Source organism: Streptomyces sp. NPDC012888 (assembly GCF_042900645.1).
GTDB lineage: Bacteria > Actinomycetota > Actinomycetes > Streptomycetales > Streptomycetaceae > Streptomyces.
Genome location: NZ_JBIBBM010000025.1, coordinates 50,347 through 66,467, shown reverse-complemented (window position 1 = coordinate 66,467; position 16,121 = coordinate 50,347). Strand labels below are relative to the sequence as shown.

General features: G+C 74.1%; 16 protein-coding genes. 8 read left to right on the top strand and 8 right to left on the bottom strand.

Annotation, left to right across the window (positions count from 1 at the left end; all coding sequences use genetic code 11):
• The 3 genes from ACFY61_RS31740 to metK form a co-directional block, all read right to left on the bottom strand.
• Nucleotides 1–658, bottom strand: a 658-nt coding sequence (locus ACFY61_RS31740) for an adenosylhomocysteinase (protein WP_389477889.1), incomplete at its 3' end; no start/stop codon positions are given.
• Nucleotides 659–742: 84 nt separating this feature from the next.
• Entirely contained in the window at nucleotides 743–1,726 is a 984-nt protein-coding gene (locus ACFY61_RS31735) for a carbohydrate kinase family protein (RefSeq protein WP_389477887.1), read from the bottom strand.
• A gap of 43 nt (nucleotides 1,727–1,769) precedes the next feature.
• Nucleotides 1,770–2,990 carry a methionine adenosyltransferase gene (gene metK, locus ACFY61_RS31730; RefSeq protein WP_389477885.1) on the bottom strand — a complete coding sequence of 407 codons (1,221 nt, stop codon included), beginning with the start codon at nucleotides 2,988–2,990 and terminating at the stop codon, nucleotides 1,770–1,772.
• Nucleotides 2,991–3,228: 238 nt separating this feature from the next.
• Here metK and ACFY61_RS31725 point away from each other — a divergent pair, with 238 nt between their 5' ends.
• From ACFY61_RS31725 to ACFY61_RS31705, 5 genes are all read left to right on the top strand, one after another.
• Nucleotides 3,229–4,821 (top strand): acyl-CoA carboxylase subunit beta, encoded by a 1,593-nt coding sequence (locus tag ACFY61_RS31725; RefSeq protein ID WP_389477882.1) that lies wholly within the window; start codon nucleotides 3,229–3,231, stop codon nucleotides 4,819–4,821.
• On the top strand, nucleotides 4,818–5,048 hold the full coding sequence (locus ACFY61_RS31720) for an acyl-CoA carboxylase epsilon subunit (protein WP_389477880.1): 231 nt from the start codon (nucleotides 4,818–4,820) through the stop codon (nucleotides 5,046–5,048). Before ACFY61_RS31725 ends, ACFY61_RS31720 begins: the two co-directional genes overlap by 4 nt.
• 106 nt (nucleotides 5,049–5,154) lie before the next feature.
• On the top strand, nucleotides 5,155–6,588 hold the full coding sequence (locus ACFY61_RS31715; protein ID WP_389477878.1) for an AMP-binding protein: 1,434 nt from the start codon (nucleotides 5,155–5,157) through the stop codon (nucleotides 6,586–6,588).
• Between the two features lie 57 nt (nucleotides 6,589–6,645).
• Nucleotides 6,646–7,416 (top strand): DUF1838 family protein, encoded by a 771-nt coding sequence (locus ACFY61_RS31710; protein WP_389477875.1) that lies wholly within the window; start codon nucleotides 6,646–6,648, stop codon nucleotides 7,414–7,416.
• A gap of 85 nt (nucleotides 7,417–7,501) precedes the next feature.
• Nucleotides 7,502–8,977: an MFS transporter gene (locus ACFY61_RS31705; RefSeq protein WP_389477872.1), complete on the top strand. Its 1,476-nt coding sequence runs from the start codon at nucleotides 7,502–7,504 to the stop codon at nucleotides 8,975–8,977.
• Between the two features lie 32 nt (nucleotides 8,978–9,009).
• Here ACFY61_RS31705 and ACFY61_RS31700 read toward each other — a convergent pair whose 3' ends face one another.
• Nucleotides 9,010–10,035, bottom strand: a complete 1,026-nt coding sequence (locus tag ACFY61_RS31700) for a GlxA family transcriptional regulator (protein WP_389477870.1) — start codon at nucleotides 10,033–10,035, stop codon at nucleotides 9,010–9,012.
• A gap of 129 nt (nucleotides 10,036–10,164) precedes the next feature.
• On the opposite strand from ACFY61_RS31700, the gene ACFY61_RS31695 reads away from it, so the two are divergent.
• Together ACFY61_RS31695 and ACFY61_RS31690 are read left to right on the top strand one after the other, a co-directional pair.
• On the top strand, nucleotides 10,165–11,049 hold the full coding sequence (locus ACFY61_RS31695) for an NAD(P)-dependent oxidoreductase (protein ID WP_389477867.1): 885 nt from the start codon (nucleotides 10,165–10,167) through the stop codon (nucleotides 11,047–11,049).
• Nucleotides 11,046–11,684 carry a maleylpyruvate isomerase N-terminal domain-containing protein gene (locus tag ACFY61_RS31690; protein ID WP_389477864.1) on the top strand — a complete coding sequence of 213 codons (639 nt, stop codon included), beginning with the start codon at nucleotides 11,046–11,048 and terminating at the stop codon, nucleotides 11,682–11,684. Before ACFY61_RS31695 ends, ACFY61_RS31690 begins: the two co-directional genes overlap by 4 nt.
• A 106-nt stretch (nucleotides 11,685–11,790) precedes the next feature.
• Here ACFY61_RS31690 and ACFY61_RS31685 read toward each other — a convergent pair whose 3' ends face one another.
• Nucleotides 11,791–12,690, bottom strand: a complete 900-nt coding sequence (locus tag ACFY61_RS31685; RefSeq protein ID WP_389477860.1) for an arginase family protein — start codon at nucleotides 12,688–12,690, stop codon at nucleotides 11,791–11,793.
• A 66-nt stretch (nucleotides 12,691–12,756) separates the two neighbouring features.
• On the opposite strand from ACFY61_RS31685, the gene ACFY61_RS31680 reads away from it, so the two are divergent.
• Nucleotides 12,757–13,812, top strand: coding sequence for an alpha/beta hydrolase (locus tag ACFY61_RS31680; protein WP_389477858.1), 1,056 nt, complete (start codon nucleotides 12,757–12,759; stop codon nucleotides 13,810–13,812).
• Nucleotides 13,813–13,983: 171 nt separating this feature from the next.
• On the opposite strand, the gene ACFY61_RS31675 is transcribed toward ACFY61_RS31680, so the two are convergent.
• The 3 genes from ACFY61_RS31675 to ACFY61_RS31665 are packed head-to-tail and all read right to left on the bottom strand — an operon-like array spanning nucleotide 13,984 to nucleotide 15,728.
• The gene (locus tag ACFY61_RS31675; protein ID WP_389477855.1) at nucleotides 13,984–14,427 is read right to left on the bottom strand and encodes a hypothetical protein; all 444 of its coding nucleotides are present in this window, start codon (nucleotides 14,425–14,427) and stop codon (nucleotides 13,984–13,986) included.
• Nucleotides 14,424–14,858, bottom strand: coding sequence for a MarR family winged helix-turn-helix transcriptional regulator (locus tag ACFY61_RS31670; RefSeq protein WP_389477852.1), 435 nt, complete (start codon nucleotides 14,856–14,858; stop codon nucleotides 14,424–14,426). The genes ACFY61_RS31675 and ACFY61_RS31670 overlap by 4 nt, the downstream gene beginning before the upstream one ends.
• Before the next feature lie 24 nt (nucleotides 14,859–14,882).
• Complete coding sequence (locus ACFY61_RS31665) at nucleotides 14,883–15,728, bottom strand: class I SAM-dependent methyltransferase (protein ID WP_389477850.1); 846 nt, start codon at nucleotides 15,726–15,728, stop codon at nucleotides 14,883–14,885.
• Between the last annotated feature and the right edge of the window lie 393 nt (nucleotides 15,729–16,121).

Genomic DNA, 16,121 nt, shown 5'->3' with positions numbered 1-16,121 from the left:
TCACGTTGATCGCCGGGAAGAGCAGCGTGCCCTCCTGCATCATCTCGTACAGGCGGTGCACACCCGTGGTGGTCTCCTCCGTCACGCCGCGGATGCCGGACGCGAGCTTGACCCAGTCCAGCTTGGTGTTCTGCAACAGCCCGAGGACGACGGCGAGTTCCTCGTTGTCGGCCGTGGCCGGGTCGGGAACGGCGCCCGCCTTCTGGTACTCCACGCCCTTGTGGACCAGCAGGGTGGCGTCACCGCCGTCGTCCAGGATCATGTTCGGCCCGTCCTGGCCGGGCCAGGTGAGGGCCTGCTCGGTGCACCACCAGTACTCCTCCAGCGTCTCGCCCTTCCAGGCGAACACCGGGATGCCGGCGGCGGCGACGGCGGCCGCCGCGTGGTCCTGGGTGGAGAAGATGTTGCAGGAGACCCAGCGGACCTCGGCGCCGAGGGCGACCAGGGTCTCGATCAGCACCGCGGTCTGGATCGTCATGTGCAGGGAGCCGGTGATGCGCGCGCCCGCGAGGGGCTGCGCGGCCGCGTACTCACGGCGGATCGACATCAGGCCGGGCATCTCGTGCTCGGCGAGGGTGATCTCCTTGCGGCCGAACTCGGCCAGCGAGATGTCCGCGACCTTGTAATCCGTGAAACCGGCGGGTGCCTGCGAAGGCATGGGTACTCCTTGTTTCGAGAGTGCGGAAGATGAAGGGTGCGTGCCGCGCGGTGGCCCGGCACGCCGGGGGAGGCCCCCCGGAGGTCAGCGGTCGCCCAGGACCGGGGCCAGCAGCTCGGCCGCGTCGGCGCCGTAGGCGCGCGCCGCGGCGGCCGACAGCCGCCCGGGATCGACCTCGTAGGCCTGGGAGCCCACCACGCCCAGCGTTTCGGCGGCCAGCACGCAGCCCAGCCGGGCGGCCGGCTCGACCGCCAGGCCCCGGGCCACACCCGCCAGGAAACCGGCCCGGAAGGCGTCACCGACACCCGTCGGATCGGCCACGGCGGCGTCCGGGACGGCGGGGACGACCACCGGGTCGTGGCCCCGCCGGTCGATCCGGACCCCGGCCTCGCCCAGGGTGGTGACCCAGGAACCCACCACGCCAAGGACCTGCTCGCGGTCCCAGCCGGTCCGCTCCAGCAGGAGCGCGGCCTCGTACTCGTTGGTGAACAGCCAGCGGGCGCCGGTCACCAGCTCCCGCACCTCCGCGCCGTCCAGCCGGGCGAGCTGCTGCGACGGGTCGGCGGCGAACGGCAGACCCAGTTCCCGGCACTGCGCGGTGTGGCGGAGCATGGCCGCCGGGTCGTTCGGGGAGACCAGCACCAGATCGGGCCGGTCCGCCCCGGGCGCGGTCAGCGCCGCCAGGTCGATGTCCCGGGCCTCCTGCATGGCGCCCGCGTAGAACGCCGCGATCTGGTTGGCGTCCTCGTCGGTGATGCACATGAACCGGGCGGTCTGCCGCTCCGCCGAGACGCGGACGGCCCCCGTGTCGACCCCGTGCTCCTTGAGCCACACCTCGTACTCGGCGAAGTCGCCGCCCACCGCCCCGACCAGCAGGGGAGTGAGGCCGAGGCCGCCGAGACCGAAGGCGATGTTGGCCGCGACCCCGCCGCGGCGCACCTCCAGCCCGTCGACGAGGAAGGACAGGGAGACATGGGCGAGCTGGTCGGGGATCAGCTGATCCGCGAACCGGCCGGGGAAGACCATCAGGTGGTCGGTGGCGATGGAACCGGTTACGGCGATGCGCACGTCGGGAATCTCCTCGGGATCGAAAACGCACTTGGCCCGCTGGTCAGAGCCCGGCGGCGGACTTCAGCCGCTCGGCCCGGTCGGTGCGCTCCCAGGTGAAGTCCGGCAGCTCGCGGCCGAAGTGGCCGTAGGCGGCGGTCTGGGTGTAGATGGGGCGGAGCAGGTCGAGGTCGCGGATGATCGCGGCCGGGCGGAGGTCGAACACCTCGGCGATGGCCTTCTCGATCCGCTCCTGGGCGACCACGCCCGTCCCGAAGGTCTCCACGAACAGGCCGACGGGCTCGGCCTTGCCGATGGCGTAGGCGACCTGGACCTCGCAGCGGGAGGCCAGGCCCGCGGCGACGACGTTCTTGGCGACCCAGCGCATGGCGTAGGCGGCCGAACGGTCGACCTTGGACGGGTCCTTGCCGGAGAAGGCACCGCCGCCGTGGCGGGCCATGCCGCCGTACGTGTCGATGATGATCTTGCGTCCGGTCAGGCCGGCGTCACCCATCGGGCCGCCGATCTCGAACCGGCCGGTCGGGTTGACCAGCAGCCGGTAGCCCTCGGTGTCCAGCTTGATGCCGTCCTCGACGAGCTCCCCGAGCACGTGCTCGACCACGTACTCCCGGATGTCGGGCGTCAGGAGCGTGTCGAGGTCGATGTCGGCCGCGTGCTGCGAGGACACCACCACCGTGTCGAGACGCACGGCGTGGCTGCCGAGGTACTCGATGGTGACCTGCGTCTTGCCGTCCGGGCGCAGGTAGGGGACGGTGCCGTCCTTGCGGACCTCGGTCAGTCGGCGGGAGAGCCGGTGCGCCAGCTCGATCGGCAGCGGCATCAGGTTCGGCGTCTCGTCGGTGGCGTATCCGAACATCAGGCCCTGGTCGCCCGCGCCCTGCCGGTCCAGCTCGTCCCCTCCCTCACCCGCGGCACCCTCGACCCGCGACTCGTAGGCGGTGTCGACACCCTGGGCGATGTCCGGGGACTGCGCACCGATCGACACCGACACGCCGCAGGAAGCGCCGTCGAAGCCCTTCGCGGAGGAGTCGTAACCGATCTCCAGGATCTTCTCCCGCACCAGGGCGGGGATGTCGGCGTAGGCGGAGGTGGTGACCTCGCCCGCGATGTGGACCTGACCGGTGGTGATCAGGGTCTCCACGGCGACGCGGGACGCGGGGTCCTCGCGCAGCAGCGCGTCGAGGATCGAGTCGCTGATCTGGTCGGCGATCTTGTCGGGGTGGCCCTCGGTCACGGATTCCGAGGTGAACAGGCGACGGGGCATGGCTCTCCAGACGTATGAGATGTGCTCAGGACTCTGGTGGGGAACGGTCGAGGACCGCTGGACCAGAGGTCGACGTCACACCACCCCGCCGCCCGCCGGGACGCGCCGGCACCGGGCCCGCCGCCCCGCCGGGACCGGCTTGGGCGGATTTCGAGCGCGTGTTGAGTCCGGCTTCTGATGATGGCCGCTCCGACACCGGCCGTACCCGGTGCCACTGTGTCGAAAGGGCCCCGCTTCAATGAGCATCGTCGAACAAACACCGCTGGAGGCGGCGCGTTTCACCACGCTGCGCGAGCGGACCGCCGAACTCCACGCCGTACGGGAATCCGCCGAGGCGGGACCGGGCGAGCGGGCCACCGCGGCCCAGCACGCCAAGGGCAAGCTGACCGCCCGCGAGCGCATCGAGATCCTGTTCGACGAGAACACGTTCAACGAGGTCGAAGGGCTGCGGCGGCACCGCGCCACCGGCTTCGGCCTGGAGGACAAGAAGCCCCACACCGACGGCGTCGTCACCGGCTGGGGCAAGGTGCACGGCCGCACCGTCTTCGCCTACGCCCACGACTTCCGCATCTTCGGCGGCGCCCTGGGCGAGGCCCACGCCGAGAAGATCCACAAGCTGATGGACCTCGCGGAGGCCGCCGGAGCCCCCGTCGTGGGCCTCTGCGACGGCGCCGGCGCCCGCATCCAGGAAGGCGTCACCGCCCTCGCCGGCTACGGCGGCATCTTCCAGCGCAACGTCCGCAACTCCGGCGTCATCCCCCAGATCTCCGTCATCCTCGGCCCCTGCGCCGGAGGCGCCGCGTACTCGCCGGCCCTCACCGACTTCGTCTTCATGGTGCGCGGCACCTCCCAGATGTTCATCACCGGCCCCGACGTGGTCCAGGCGGTCACCGGCGAGGCCGTCACCATGGAGCACCTCGGCGGCGCCGACTCCCACGCCGCCACCTCCGGCGTGGCCGCCTTCGCCTACGACGACGAGCGCAGCTGCCTCGAGGACGTCCGCCACCTGCTCTCCCTGCTGCCCGCCAACAACCGCGAACTCGCCCCGGCCGGCGACCTGGACGACCCCGCCGACCGGCGCTGCGAATCGCTGCTGGACCTCGTCCCCGCCCGCTCCACCCAGGGCTACGACATCCGCGACCTCATCGAGGAGGTCGTCGACCACGGCGACTACTTCGAGGTCCACGGCCAGTGGGCGCAGAACGTGGTCTGCGCCCTGGCCCGCATGGGCGGACAGGTCGTCGGCATCGTCGCCAACCAGCCCGCCCACCTGGCCGGCGTGCTCGACATCCAGGCCTCCGAGAAGGCGGCCCGCTTCGTCCAGTTCTGCGACGCGTTCAGCATCCCGCTGATCACCCTGATCGACGTACCGGGCTTCCTCCCCGGCGTCGACCAGGAGCACAACGGCATCATCCGGCACGGAGCCAAGCTGCTCTACGCCTACTGCAACGCCACCGTCCCGCGGATCAGCCTGGTCCTGCGCAAGGCCTACGGCGGCGCCTACATCGTCATGGACTCCCGTTCCATCGGCGCCGACATCGCCCTGGCCTGGCCCTCGAACGAGATCGCCGTGATGGGCGCCGAAGGCGCCGCCAACGTCATCTTCCGCCGCGAGATCGCAGCCTCCGACGACCCGGAGGCCACCCGCGCCCGGCGCATCAAGGAGTACCAGACGGAACTCATGCACCCCTACTACGCCGCCGAACGCGGACTCGTCGACGACGTCATCGACCCCGCCGACACCCGCTCCCGGCTCATCGCGGCGCTCGACATGCTCCGCGCCAAGCACGCCGCCCTGCCCGGCCGCAAGCACGGGAACCTCCCCCTGTGAGCGCCGACGAGAGCACGGCCCTCACCCTGGCCGCCATGCGGATCACGGCGGGCAACCCCACCGCGGAGGAGGTCGCCGCCATCGCCGTCCTGCTCACCGCCCGGCTGCGGCTGCTCCACGAGCACGAACAGCAGGAGCAGCAGGACACCCGCGCCTCGGTGCACCGGCTGCCCCCGCGCGCACCCCGGATGACCCCGTACACCGCTCCCCGCTCCTGGGCGTCCTGACCGGCGGGCCCCGGCGCCGGCACGGCCCGGCCGGACCCCGTACCGGCCGGCGGCCGGCCCCGCCCCGTAAGCTGAACGCTCCGAACGACAAGGGGAGTCGCCCGCCGTGCTGACCGCTCTCACCGGCACCTTCGAGGACCGCCCCGACGCGCTCACCGTGGCCGGCCGCAGCACCTCGTACGAGGAACTGCTCGCCGCGGCCCGCGCGGTGGCCGCCGAAGCCGCCGGAGCCCCCGCGTTCGCGGTCACCGCCACCCCCACCCTGGAGACGGTCGCCGCGGTGGCCGGCGGCCTGCTCGCCGGAGTGCCCGTCGTACCGCTCCCGCCGGACGCCGGCCCCGCCGAACGCGGCCACATCCTCGCCCACTCCGGGGCGGCCGAACTCGCCGTCGACTTCGCCCGCCGCACCGCCCGCTGGCTCCCCGCCGAGGCAGGCCCCAGCGGCGTCGGCGCCGTCAGGAGCGCCAGTGGCGTTAACGGCGTTAACGGCGTTAACGCCCCGGACCGCGCGCCCGCCGAACCCGTCCCCGCCGAACCCGCGTTGGTCCTCTACACCTCCGGCACCACCGGCCCGCCCAAGGGCGTCGCCCTCGGCGCCGACGCCCTCGCCGCCGACCTCGACGCCCTCGCCGCCGCCTGGGCCTGGACCCCCGACGACACCCTCGTCCACGGCCTGCCCCTGTTCCACGTCCACGGCCTGGTCCTCGGCGTCCTCGGCGCCCTGCGCACCGGCTCCCGCCTCGTCCACACCGGCCGCCCCACCCCCGGCGCCTACGCCGAAGCCGGCGGCAGCCTCTACTTCGGCGTCCCCACCGTCTGGACCCGCGTCGCCCGCGACCCCGCCGCAGCCGAAGCGCTGTCCGGCGCCCGGCTCCTCGTCTCCGGCAGCGCCGCGCTGCCCACCGCCGTCTCCCACGCGCTCGAACGACTCACCGGCCACCGCCCCGTCGAGCGCTACGGCATGACCGAGACCCTGATCACCGTCAGCGGCCGGGCCGGCACCCCGCCGCGCCCCGGGACCGTCGGCACCCCGCTGCCCGGCATCCGCACCCGTATCGCCGCCGAACCGGGCGCCGACATCGGCGAACTCCAGCTGACCGGACCCACCCTGTTCTCCGGCTACCTGAACGACCCGGCCGCCACCGCCGCCGCCTACACCGCCGACGGCTGGTTCCGCACCGGCGACATCGCGGCCATCGACCCCGCCGACGGCGTCCACCGCATCGTGGGCCGAGCCTCCACCGACCTCATCAAGTCCGGCGGCTACCGCATCGGCGCCGGCGAGGTCGAGAACGCCCTGCTGGACCACCCCCGCGTGCGGGAGGCCGCCGTCGTCGGCCTCCCCGACCCCGACCTGGGCCAGCGCATCGTCGCCTTCGTCGTCGCCGAGGGCGTCACCGGCGAGGAGCTCACCGAGTACGTCGCCGCCCACCTCTCCGTCCACAAACGGCCCCGCGAGGTCCGGTTCGTGCCCTCGCTGCCACGCAACGCCATGGGCAAGCCGCAGAAGAAGCTCCTGCTCGACCCCGGCCGCGACTGACCGGCGCCGCCCGGCGCGCCCTTGCCGGGCCGGGCCGCCCCGCCCAGAGTGGACCCCATGACCTCGCCGAAGCCCACCACCTCCACCACCCCCGCCACCCCGGCCGAGACCCTGCGGGCCTTCGCCCGCACCCGCGCCGCCCTGGACGGCAGCGAGGTCACCTTCCACTGGACCGGAGACGTGCACTCCTTCGGCCCCCAGGAGGACTACCGGCACCTCTTCGGCTTCGAGGGCGTCAACGTCTCCCGCCTCGTCCCCGACGAGACCGGCACCGGCTACCGCCTCCTCACCCGCGAAGCCGCCGCCTACCTCGACCCCCGCACCCGCGAGATCCTCGACACCTGGCAGGACAAGAAGGTCGTCCACGTCTGGAACGACCCCGCCAACCTGCACCTGCGGCCCTTCCCCATCCCCACCACCGACCTCGGCGACCAGCTCTGCTTCAGCCTGGAGATCCCCCTCTCCTACCCCTCACCGCTGCCCGTCGCCGAATACCCCGCCAACTCCGCCGACGACACCTACCGGGCCCTGGAACTCTTCCAGTTCTTCGCCCCCGCCGACGTCCTCACCACCGGCGCCCCCAGCGTCCCCGCCACCATGACCTGGACCCGCATGTCCCCCTGGCTGCCCTGGATGGAACAGGGACCTCGCCCCGGCGGCCTCGTCTTCCACTGCCGCGGCCGCAAACTCGGCCCCTCCGAGACCCTGCCCGAGCGGCTCCACCGCCACATCACCGCCCACCACCCCGAGTTCACCCGGGCCCCCGAGCGGTGGACCGAACCCAACGAGTCCAGCTGGACGTACTTCCGCCGCATGCCCCGCCCCTGACCACGCGTCCGCCCTTCGTCGAGCGGCCCTCCAGCGCCCGCTGGGACCGTCCGGGAGGACACCCGCGAGCACCGGAGGCAGGGCCATGACGACCGCACCGTCCACCACCCCGCTCCCCGGGGCGCCCCCGGCCACCGGCGACACCCACGGCACCGGCGACACCCGCGGCACCGGTCGCACCGGTCGCACCGTGCGCCCGCCCCGCCCAGGCCTGGCGCTCGCCGTCATCGCCGGCTGCAACGCGATGATCCAGCTCGACGACGCCATCGTGAACATCGCCCTGCCCGGCATGCGCACCGACCTCGGGCTGTCCGCGCCCGGCTCCTCCTGGGTCCTCAACGCCTACCTGCTCGCCTTCGGCGGACTGCTGCTCCTCGGCGGCCGGGCCGGCGACATCCTCGGCCGCCGCCGCGTGTTCGTCACCGGCGTCGCCCTGTTCACCGCCGCCGCCGCACTCCGCGGCCTCGCCACCGGCGCCGAACTCCTCGTCGCCGTCCGCGTCCTCCAGGGCATCGGCGCCGCCCTCGCCGCCCCCAGCGGACTCGCCCTCGTCCTGTCCATGTTCGCCGAGGGAGCACCCCGGAAACGGGCCATCGCCGTCTGCACCGCCGCCGGTGCCGTCAGCACCGCCGGCGGGCTGCTCCTCGCCGGCGCCCTCACCTCCCTCAGCTCCTGGCGCTGGGTGCTCTACCTCAACGTGCCGCTCGGCCTGGCCATCCTCGCCGTCCTCGTCCTGGCCCCCGGCACCATCACCGAGACCCGCCGCAACCCCGGCCGCTTCGACCTCGCCGGCGCCCTCACCTCGGCGCTCGGCGCAGCCTGCGTCGTCCACGGCCTCGCCCGCGCCGCCGAACACGGCCCCACCGACATCGCCGCCGTGGCCTGCACCGCCGCCGGCGCCCTGCTCTTCGTCCTGTTCACGACGATCGAGCGCCGCGCCGAACAGCCCGTCGTCATGCTGCGCCTGTTCCACAGCCGCGACCGCGTCCTCGCCTACGCCGGCACCCTCGCCGTCCCCGGCTCGATCATGGGCGCCTACTTCTTCCTCAACCAGTACTTCCAGCAGCTCGCCGGGTACGGCGCCCTCACCGCCGCCCTCGCCCTGACCCCGCTGCCCGCCGCCATGGCCGCCACCGCCGGCCTCGCCGTACGCGCCGAACGCCGCCTCGGCCCCCGCCGGCTCATGGCATCCGGCGCCACCCTGCTGGTCGCCGGCAACGTCTGGCTCTCCCAGCTGTCCGGAACCACCGGCTACCCCACCGGCATCCTGCCCGCCCTGCTCCTCCTCGGCGCCGGCATGGCCTGCTGCGTCATCCCGCCCACCGTGCTCGCCACCTCCGGGCTGCGCCCCGACGAGGCGGGCGCCGCCTCCAGCGTCCTCAACGCCGTGCAGACCCTGGGCGGCTCCCTGGGCCTGGCCATGCTGGTCTCGGTGGCCACCCGGGCCGGTGCCGCGTCCCCCACGTCCGCCATGTCCGCCGGCTTCACCGCCGGTGCCACCTGCGCCCTCCTGGCCCTCACCACCGCCCTCCTCATCCGCCGCCCCCGCCCCACCCCCTGACCGAGGAGCGGCGACGTGAGCGGGCGGCCCGCTCAGCCCCGGCCGAGCGGGGACGGGGGCGAATCCGGCGTCGTCCGGGGGAAGGCCCGTCGGTAGTCGCCCGGCGACACGCCGATCTGCTTGAGGAAGTGGTGGCGGAGGTTGTTCGCCGTGCCGAGGCCGCTCAGCTCCGCGACCTTCTCGATGGGCAGGGCCGTCGATTCCAGCAGGCTCTGGGCCCGCGCCAGGCGCTGGTTGAGGAGCCACTGAAGTGGGGTCGTCCCGGTGGCCGCGAGGAGCCGCCGGTGGAGGGTCCGCGTGCTCATCGCCGCGCGCCGGGCCAGGTCCTCGACCGTCAGCGGTCGGTCCAGGTTCGTACGGGCCCAGTCCAGTACGGGCCCCAGGCTCCTGTCGTCGGTGGTGGGCACGGACAGGTCGACGAACTGCGCCTGTCCGCCGGGCCGGTGAGCGGGCACCACCATCCGGCGGGCCAGCTGGTTGGCGATGTGCGCGCCCAGGTCCCGGCGCACCAGATGGAGGCAGAGGTCGAGTCCGGCGGTCATCCCGGCGCTGGTGAGCACGTCGCCGTCGTCCACGTACAGCACCGAGTCGTCGACCTGCACTTTCGGGTAGCGCGCGGCCAGTTGAGCGGTGTGCATCCAGTGGGCGGTGGCACGCCGTCCGTCGAGCAGCCCCGCCTCGGCGAGGGCGAAGGCTCCGGTGCACAAGGAGACCATGCGGGCGCCCGCCTCGTGGGCGCGGCGCAGGGCCGTGATCAGTTCCCGTGGCAGCGGCCTGCCCTCGTCGACACAGGGGTCGGGCACCGAGGGCACGATGACGGTGTCGGCGCCGACGAGGTCGTCGAGCCCGTGGCGGGTCCGCAACGACAGCCCCGTCCCGGTCCGGGAGCCGTCCTGCCGACGCTCGCCCGTACTGCACAGCCGCAGGTCGTACCACGGGTCGGCCAGGTCGGGCTGCGGCTTTCCGAAGACGGTGCACGGGATGCTCAGCTCGTACAGGTCCCAGGAGGGCAGTCCGATGTCCTCGGTCACGACCAAGGCGACGGAACCAGGATTCATGACCCGAAGGGTATGGCAGGAATTTGGTGGTCCGCGTCACCAGTGCCACTGTTCCCGGCCACCCAGCGCTGCGATCTTGGTCCTCACGTGACCGACCGCCACGGAGGCGGACGAACAGGAAGTCGTGACATGCGTTCTGATCACCCGGCGGTAACCGTCATCGGACTGGGCTCGATGGGCTCGGCACTGGCCTCCGTACTGCTGGACCACGGCCACGGGACCACCGTGTGGAACCGCTCGGCGCACAGGGCACGGCCGCTGGCCGACCGGGGCGCCCGGGCGGCCGCGACACCCGAGGAGGCGATCGCGGCGAGCCCTCTGGTCCTCGCGTGCGTCCTGGACCACGAGGTGCTGCACGCCATCCTCGATCCCGTCGCCGGCTCCCTCGCCGGAAAGGTCCTCGTCAACCTCTCCTCCGGTTCCCCCGAGCAGGCCGCCGAGGCCGCCGCCTGGGCCCGGTCCCACGGCGCCGACTACCTCGACGGCGCGATCATGACCACCCCGCCGGGGGTCGGCAGCCCCGAGATGATGTTCCTCTACAGCGGTTCCCACACCGCCTTCGAAACCCACCGCCCGACCCTGGGGTCCCTGGGCGACCCCCTGTACCTGGGCAGCGAGCCCGGCCTCGCCTCCCTCTACGACGCCGCCCTGCTCGGCCTGATGTGGTCCACCATGACCGGCTGGCTGCACGGCACCGCGCTGGTCGGCGCGGAGAAGACACCGGCCACGGCCTTCACCCCGGTCGCGGTCCGCTGGCTGACCGCCGTATCCGGCTTCCTGACCACCTACGCCCCCCAGGTGGACGCCGGCCGCTACCCCGGCGACGACGCCACGGTCGACGTCCAGATCGCCGCCGTCGACCACCTCATCCACGCCGCCGAGGCCCGCGGCATCGACAACGCCCTGCCCGAACTCCTGAAGTCCGCCATGGAACGGGCCAAGGCAGCGGGCCACGGCTCCGACAGCTACGCGAGCGTGATCGAGGTCCTGAGGAACCGGGGAGTCCACGCATGACCGGCACACCTGCCGTCACCACCCGCCCCGCGCACGACCCGGCGACCACCCCTCCCGCCGCGCCATGGACGCGCCTCCTGGCCGACGCCACCGACCACTGCCTGGCCGCCCTCCTCGAGGTGGCCGGCCGGGACTGGTCACGTCCCGCCCACGACCTCGACTGGACCTGCCGCCAGACCCTCGACCACCTCGCCCTCGGCCTGACCGGCTACACGGGCCTGCTCATCTCCCGCCCCCACGACCGCTACGTCACGCTCTTCGCCTCACTCGACCCGCAGGCCCCCGTCCCCGACTGCCTGGACGGCCTCCGGATCGCCGCGTCCCTCCTCACCTCGACCGTCCGCGACACGACTCCCGACGCGCGCGCCCATCACCCCTGGGGCCGCTCCGACGCCGCCGGTTTCGCCGCCATGGGGATCACCGAACTGACCGTCCACACCTACGACATCACCCGCGCCCTCGGCCTGCCCTGGGCCCCGCCCGACCGCCTCGGCACCGCCGTCCTCGACCGCCTCTTCCCCGACGCTCCGTCCGGGCACGCCCCGTCCGACACCCTGCTGTGGTGTACGGGCCGCATCCCGCTCCCCGGCCTGCCCCGGCGCGCGGACTGGCAGTGGGACGGAACCGTGCGATGACCCCCCTCGCGGCCGGTGCCCGGGGGCGGGCCGGGCCGACGCGGGTGCGGGTGCGGGTGCGGGTGCGAGGCCGGGTGCGGGTGCGGGGCCGGGCGGCGCCGGGCCCTCAGGCGAACGCCCCCACCACCAGGTCCGCCAGCAGCGCCCCCGCCCGGCCCCCGGGGTCGAGGTCCGGGTCGTAGATCGTCACGTTCAGGCCGACGCACCGCGGCGACCCCACCAGGACCCGCAGCAGCCCGGCGAGCTCCGCCGGGAACAACCCGCCCGGGTCGGGGCCGTCCACGGCCGGCATCACGCTCGGATCCAGCACGTCGGCGTCCAGGTGCACCCAGAACCCGTCGGTGACGGGCGGCAGCAGCCCGTCCAGCGCGCGCCTGGCCACCGCCGCGGCCCCCCGCTCGCGGATCTCCCCGACGGTGGCGGCGAAGATCCCGGCCCCGCGCAGCTCCGGCAGGTCGCCGTCGCCGTCCCGCAGCCCGAACAGGCGCACGTCCTCGTCGCGCAGGTACGGGCCGAGCCCCTCCAGGTCGCTCAGATCGGCCTGGCCGCGCCCGGTCGCCAGGGCGAGCTCCTCCCCGCCTGCGGCCCCGACGGGCCCGTTGACGTCCTCGTTCCCCGGATGGCGGAAGTCGGCCGAGCCGTCGACGGCGGCCAGCCCGTAACGGCCGAGGCGCCGCAGGGCGAGCGAGGCGCCGAGCTGGATCGAGCAGTCGCCGCCCAGCACCACGGGGAACTCCCCGGCCCTCAGGTGCCGTTCGAGCCGGTCGGCGAGGGCGACGGTGTACGCGGCGAGCGGCCCGGCGTGGAACACCCCGTCACCCTCCTTCCACCCGCCGCGGTCGTAGCGCGGCGGCACCACGACCCCGCCCTCGCGGGCACCGAGCCGGCCCAGCAGACCCTGCTCGCGCAGGGCCCCGGCGAGCTTGTACACCCCGGGCACCGTCCCCGGCGCGGGCGGGCGCAGCCCCAGGTTGGACGGGGCGTCGACGAGAACCAGGTTCCGCATGCCCACATCCTCCGTCGAGCCGGGCGTCCGGACCAGGGTGCCGCGGCATGTGGTTGGCTACACCACATGGGTGAACAGAAGGACCCCGTCCACGCACCGCCCCCGCCTCCCGCACCGCCCCTCGACCCCGAACTGGTCGCCGCAACGGCCTCGCTGACGACGGGTCCGAGGGAGCCGATCACCCCCGAGAACCTCCGGGAGCACCAGCGGAGGGACGCCGCGACCCGGTCCCGGCCGACCGCCGGCGACCTCCGTGCCGACGGCCTCTTCGAGGTGGCGGAACTCCGGGTGCCCGGACCCCCGGACGCCCCCGACGTCACCCTCGTCAGCGTGCGGCCGTCCGGGCGCCCGGGTCCCCTGCCCCTGCTCTACTACATGCACGGCGGAGCGATGATCATGGGCAGCGCCTGGTCGGTACTGCCGCGGATCCTCCGCCACTGGGCCCTGCCGCTGGACCTCGCGGTGATCTCCGTCGAGTACCGGCTGGCGCCCGGGGACCCCTACCCCGCGGCCCTGGAGGACTGCTACGCGGGCCTGGTGTGGGCGGCCGGCCACGCGGCCGAACTCGGTGTCGACGCCGACCGGATCGTCGTCGGCGGCAAGAGCGCCGGCGGCTGCCTCGCCGCCGCCCTCACCCTGCTCACCCGCGACCGCGGCGGCCCCCGGCCCCTGGGGCAGCTCCTGCTCTCCCCGATGCTCGACGACCGGGCCGCCACCGTCTCCTGCCACCAGATGTCGGGCCTGGACACGCTGGACCGCACCACCCTCACCACCGCCTGGCGGGCGTACCTCGGCGACCGCCACGCCGCCGCCGGCCCGCCGCCGCACGCGGCCCCGGCCCGCGCCACGGACCTCTCCGGCCTGCCCCCGGCCTACATCGACGTCGGCTCCGCCGAGATGTTCCGCGACGAGGACATCGCCTACGCCGACGCGATCTGGCGGGCCGGCGGCCAGGCCGAGCTCCACGTCTGGCCGGGCGCCTTCCACGGCTTCGACACCCTGGCCCCCGAGGCCGCCGTCAGCCGGGAAGCGCAGGACGCCCGGACCCGCTGGCTCCGCCGCCTCCTCGGCCCGCCCGCCGGCTCCACGCCGTCGACCGGCTCCACGCCATCGACACCATGACCGCGCCCGCGACCACCGCCAACGGCCACGCCCCGACCCACACCACCCCGGCCGGCACCGGCGCCTGCACCCCCGCGACCGCCCGCACGGGCCGGCGCACCGGACCGCCCCGCGCACGTCCCGGCCGCTTCCCTCTTCGAAAGGCCCTGCCGGCCCGGGGGTCACCCCCGCCTAGCGCCGCCACGGGAACGGTTCGCGGTCGGGCTCGACCCAGCCGCTCCTGGCCGTTTCGCCGGCCAGGGTGGCGGGGGCGTAGAAGCGGGTGAGGAGCTTCTTGTCGAGCAGCGCCGGATGCGCGGCCACGAAGGTGTCGAAGTCGGCCGTGTCCGTCTCCCCGGTGTGGTGGCCCACCAGCTCGACCCAGGCGCGGCTGACGGTCGCGTTGTACTTCCGCGGTGCGCCCGCGTAGCGGGCGGTGCGGCGGATGCCGTCGCTGACCAGGTCCACCGCCGCGGCGGTTCCGTGACGCCTGACGGCCAGCCAGGTCAGGTGGACGTGCTGGCGGTGTCCGAAGCGCCCGGCCCGGGCCGTCACCTCGTCCATCAGCGTCGCGAAGGGCGACGGCCCGGTGCTTGGGTCCTGGTTCTCGTCCTCGTGCTCGTTCTCGCTGGTCATGTCCGGTCCTCGGTGAGTCTGTCCAGTACGGCGTGGAAGCCGGCGACGGCCCCGGCGGGCAGGCCGTCCAACGCGCGGTCCTCGAGATCGGCCAGGGTCCGGCGGATCCGGGCGGCCGCCGCCCGCCCGGACGCGGTGAGCTCGACGTGCACCGCGCGCCGGTCACCGGCCCGCCGTGCGCGGGTGATGTGCCCCCGGCGTTCGAGCCGGTCCAGGACGCTGGTCAGGGTGGTGGGACGGCTGCCGACGGCAGCGCCCAGCCGGGACACGGTCCTGGCCCGGCCGTCCGCGAGGTTGCCCAGGACGTTGATCTCCGCGGCGGTCAGGTCGAGCTCGGCCAGCTCGGCGGTGAGGAGGTGCAGCGTGGCGTGGGTGGCCCGCTGCAGCGCCAGCAGTACCGACGGCTCGGACGATGCGGATTCGGAATTCACGATTTCGTATATTACGAGATCGTATTACTGGGGGGCAAGGGCAACCGGCCGCCCGGCCGCCGGGCCCGGCTTCCACCCCCAGGCGGTGAGCATGCCGGCCGACAGCGCGGCGCATTCCTCGGACTCCAGGTAGCGCACCGCCCCGTCCACGTCCGCGTCCTCGACCAGGCCGGTGGCGACCATCGCCGTCCTGCTCCGCTGCCACGTGTCCGCCCAGAAACGGCTGATGGGACTGTCCGGCACCAGCGGCGGCACGTGGATCTCGGCGGCGACGTGCGCGAGCCCCGCCCCGCGCAGCAGCTGCGGATACGAGGGCACCCAGGAGACGTCGGTGCCGATGGTGGCCCGCAGGCCCTGCCACATCGCCCGCATCGCCGCGGTGTACGGAGTGGCGGGCGCCCGGTCGCCGGTCAGGTCGACCGCGTCGCTCAGCACCAGGACCCCGCCGGGCGCGACCAGCCCGGCCAGCGTGCTGACCAGGCGTTCGTGCTCGCGCAGGTGCATCAGCACGAACCGGGCGTGCACGAGCCGGAACCCGTCCCCCGGGCCGAAACTCCGGGCGAAGTCCGGGGCGGTGACGTCGGCCTGCCGGACGTCGAGCCCGGGCCGCCCGGCGAGGAAGCGCACGTCGCGGTCCACGGCGACGACACCCGCCACCCCGGCCTCGTCCAGCAGGCGCCGCGCGACCGTGCCGGTCCCGGCGCCCACGTCGAGGCAGTGCCACCCCGGGCCGGCCCCGAGCGCCCGCAGGCGTGCCACGGTGATGTCGTCGTAGGCGAGGGCACCGAAGTCGATGCGCTCGCCCTCGCCCGCCTCCTCGGGGCGGAACACGGCCTCGCCGTACCGCCCGTCCTCCGGCCCGGCGCTCACGTCGGGACCCGGAGGGCTTCAGGGGCCGGCCGGAACACGGGACCGCCGCAAACCTGCATGGCGTCACCCCTTCGCGTGGTGGGCGGACGAGCGGCCGGCATCCGGGCGGCCGTCCCACCGATCCTCTCCCGGCGACCGGCCGCCCGCACGGGAGGCGCCGGCCGCCACTGCCGCACATGGCGGACCCGTCCGCCGGGTGGTGCCGGCCCGCCCGCGGGGTGCTGCCGGGACGCTGTCGGTGGTGCTGTGGCGTCGCCTGACGCCGGGGGTGCCAGGGGGGCATCCGATGCCATGCGGCGCCGTCCGGCGCCGTCCGGCGCCATGTGGCGCCAAGTGGTGCCAGATCTGTGTCGTCCGGCGTCAGGTCGGACCGGTAACCACATTCCGTGAGGC

Bases quoted from the DNA above. Each gene is read 5' to 3' on its own strand.
- metK (WP_389477885.1), bottom strand. From the start codon at position 2,990: ATGCCCCGTCGCCTGTTCACCTCGGAATCCGTGACCGAGGGCCACCCC.
- ACFY61_RS31695 (WP_389477867.1), top strand. From the start codon at position 10,165: ATGCGTTCTGATCACCCGGCGGTAACCGTCATCGGACTGGGCTCGATG.
- ACFY61_RS31700 (WP_389477870.1), bottom strand. From the start codon at position 10,035: ATGAATCCTGGTTCCGTCGCCTTGGTCGTGACCGAGGACATCGGACTG.
- ACFY61_RS31690 (WP_389477864.1), top strand. From the start codon at position 11,046: ATGACCGGCACACCTGCCGTCACCACCCGCCCCGCGCACGACCCGGCG.
- ACFY61_RS31710 (WP_389477875.1), top strand. From the start codon at position 6,646: ATGACCTCGCCGAAGCCCACCACCTCCACCACCCCCGCCACCCCGGCC.
- ACFY61_RS31675 (WP_389477855.1), bottom strand. From the start codon at position 14,427: ATGACCAGCGAGAACGAGCACGAGGACGAGAACCAGGACCCAAGCACC.
- ACFY61_RS31680 (WP_389477858.1), top strand. From the start codon at position 12,757: ATGGGTGAACAGAAGGACCCCGTCCACGCACCGCCCCCGCCTCCCGCA.
- ACFY61_RS31725 (WP_389477882.1), top strand. From the start codon at position 3,229: ATGAGCATCGTCGAACAAACACCGCTGGAGGCGGCGCGTTTCACCACG.
- ACFY61_RS31685 (WP_389477860.1), bottom strand. From the start codon at position 12,690: ATGCGGAACCTGGTTCTCGTCGACGCCCCGTCCAACCTGGGGCTGCGC.
- ACFY61_RS31705 (WP_389477872.1), top strand. From the start codon at position 7,502: ATGACGACCGCACCGTCCACCACCCCGCTCCCCGGGGCGCCCCCGGCC.